Origin of the sequence: Mesorhizobium sp. LSJC280B00 (genome assembly GCF_000502835.1) — a bacterium.
Classification (GTDB): domain Bacteria; phylum Pseudomonadota; class Alphaproteobacteria; order Rhizobiales; family Rhizobiaceae; genus Mesorhizobium.
Map to the genome: position 1 here is coordinate 1 of NZ_AYVL01000097.1, position 2453 is coordinate 2453.

Genomic DNA, 2453 nt, shown 5'->3' on the forward strand with positions numbered 1-2453 from the left:
ATCGTCGGGGAGGGTAACGGCTATGCCGGCTTTCAGCCTCTCGCCGGCGACGCCGGCCATTTCGCAGGCACAACGCCCGGGACGATAGCCTCGTCTTTCCGGATCGGCGAGCAGACAACCCATTTTTTCAAGGTGGCGGTTACGAGCCATGCCATGGCGACAACGCCACAAGACCGCATCTGCTTTCCCAGCGTCGCGGTCTGGCCCAGGTCGCAGCCGTGGACGCCGCGATAGGTGCACGAAGCAAAAGTTGATTGCTGGTTCCCATGAACCACTCCTCTTCGGATTCATTGAGTCAATAAACTATCTTGCAAATCGCTGCGCAAGTGTCTCTGACTCATATCCAGCGAGGGGAGGAGGGTGCACATGTCCGGATCGGTGCCCGATGGGCCGGGTAGGGGCCTCGGTGTCGAGTTGACGCGGGGCGGTCTGATTTTCTGGATTTCGGCAAGGGCTGGGACCATCAGGCAATCGATACTCTGAATGCGCGCTATGGCGCGGCGGTCGCAATGGCATCCGACTGGACGAACTCAGCGGCTTCGTGGGGAGGCTCGATGTCGCTGTGAGCCTCCCGAAGCCGCTGTTCGAGTGCTAAATAGCGAGCCGTAATCGCATTCATCTCTGTGAAGAACTGCTTGCTCTGCGCAGGGTTGCCCGGCACAGGCGGAGGGGAGAAAGCAAAAAGAGCTTCCCGATCAGCGTCTAGTTGTTCCAGCTCCGCACAGAAACGGCAAACCTCGTGGTCGGTCGTTCTGGAACTCCGATGTGATGCACGGCGTGAAGCACGTGTTGAGTTAGTCTGCCGACCCACATCGTTTGACGAAAGTACGATCATATCCAAGGCGTTTCCTCCACGCCGGGTTGTGGCCATGCAATTTGGAATAAAGTGGGTTGCAATCTAAGTATACTGGCGGTTTCGCCTGTCACTTTTGACAGGTCGCGAGACGCTGGAATCCAGCGACGAGCAACATAGTTAAATAGCCCGCGCGAATGGCTTGGAGAGGCACGTCGATAGCAAGGAGGTAAGCTGGGTATGGCGCAATTTGACTCAAATTTTCACGACATGACGGAGGGTATTCGAGCAGTTGCCTCTCCTGCGGACGCAGCGGGCCTTCTGAACACAATTGTCGAAGGTTACGGCCTGGAGACGGCGGCCTTTCTTACCGTCAGGCCGGTTTACGAGGAACCGAGTCAGCCGTTCTATGTGACCACCTATTCGCCTGACTGGGTGAAACGCTACATCGAGAAGGATTTTTTCGAAATCGATCCCGTGCTTCCCTACGGGCTGCGTGCTGTGACATTGGTTGATTGGAAGGAGATCGACCTATCGGACAAGGCCGTGCGGACATTCTTCGGTGAAGCGAGGGAACATGGGGCCGGAAAGCATGGCGTCACGTTCCCGGTTAGGGGTGTCGACGGCGACCGCGGCATTCTGAGCGTGACGAGCAACGAGAACGCAGCGGCGTGNGTTTCTCAAATCCGAGGTTCGTAACTTCCAGCATCTCGCCGGCGAATTTCACCATGCTATCGGTCGAATGCAAGGAAGGCCACGCCATCAGACGGTCTGCTCCGATAGAGAGATCGAATGCCTGAAATGGTACGCGAGGGGAGAGAAGGTCAAGAGGACCGCGGAGATATTGTCGCTGTCCCCTCGCACGGTCCGATTTCATCTTGATATGGCACGGGCCAAGCTGGGGGCCAAAAGCTTGGCGCATGCGGTTGCGATCGCGGCCGAGCGTGGCCTTTTCTTCCAAAGACGGTTCTGATCGCTAGCCAAGCGCTTCGCGGGAAGGGCCGCCGGCGATGGTTGCCGCCGGCAATATTAGTACCGTCTCGTGAAGCTGGGATTATAGAATGATAGTGAGTAGATCATGGGGAAAGAAGGGAAACGGCGCTCTGGACAACCTCATCCGGAAAGGCACCGCGACCCTCTGAGGGTAGAACGCTGGCCAAAACAAGTGCCCTATTCGCAAACCATACGGTACCGCTTGCCGGGCTCGCTGACGTTTTTGCAGACAAGCAGCTTGTGCGGCTCGGAAGAGGAGAGGGGAGGACTTGCGACCCGCGATGCACGTCTGTTTGATGTCTTGTAACTTGCCGTACGGCGCGGTTCGAGCCTTTCCGGCTCCTGTGGCGCAACCGGAAACACGCTGGTTTCGATCTGTGGCTGCTGCAGGCGTGGCGGCTCTTTGTCAAAGAATCGCCTGGCATCAAGCGATCTCGGAATAATCACCGTACCATCATCGCTGCGCGCGCAGCCGCTGCCCAACAGTAAAGCCAGCCCCAAGAAAAAAGGCAGTATCCGTCCAAACATAAGCACAACCCTCGGCGGGCATATACCCCGGCTTGCGGGTCGCCGACAACCGGCGCAATGGGCGCGAAGAAAGGGCGGCATTGCTTGCCGCCCTTTCGAAATTGTCGAGATGCGAGGACCTTTAAAAGCCCATGCCGCC

2 protein-coding genes are annotated in these 2453 nt (G+C 57.5%); both read left to right on the top strand.

Translation table 11 applies throughout. From position 1 onward, the window contains the following. Positions 1-234: hypothetical protein (locus tag X773_RS77895; RefSeq protein ID WP_036239951.1), on the top strand; the 234-nt coding region annotated here is incomplete at its 5' end. A gap of 799 nt (positions 235-1033) precedes the next feature. Further along, on the top strand, positions 1034-1492 hold the full coding sequence (locus tag X773_RS74160; protein ID WP_084641936.1) for an autoinducer binding domain-containing protein: 459 nt from the start codon (positions 1034-1036) through the stop codon (positions 1490-1492). Positions 1493-2453: the final 961 nt, after the last annotated feature.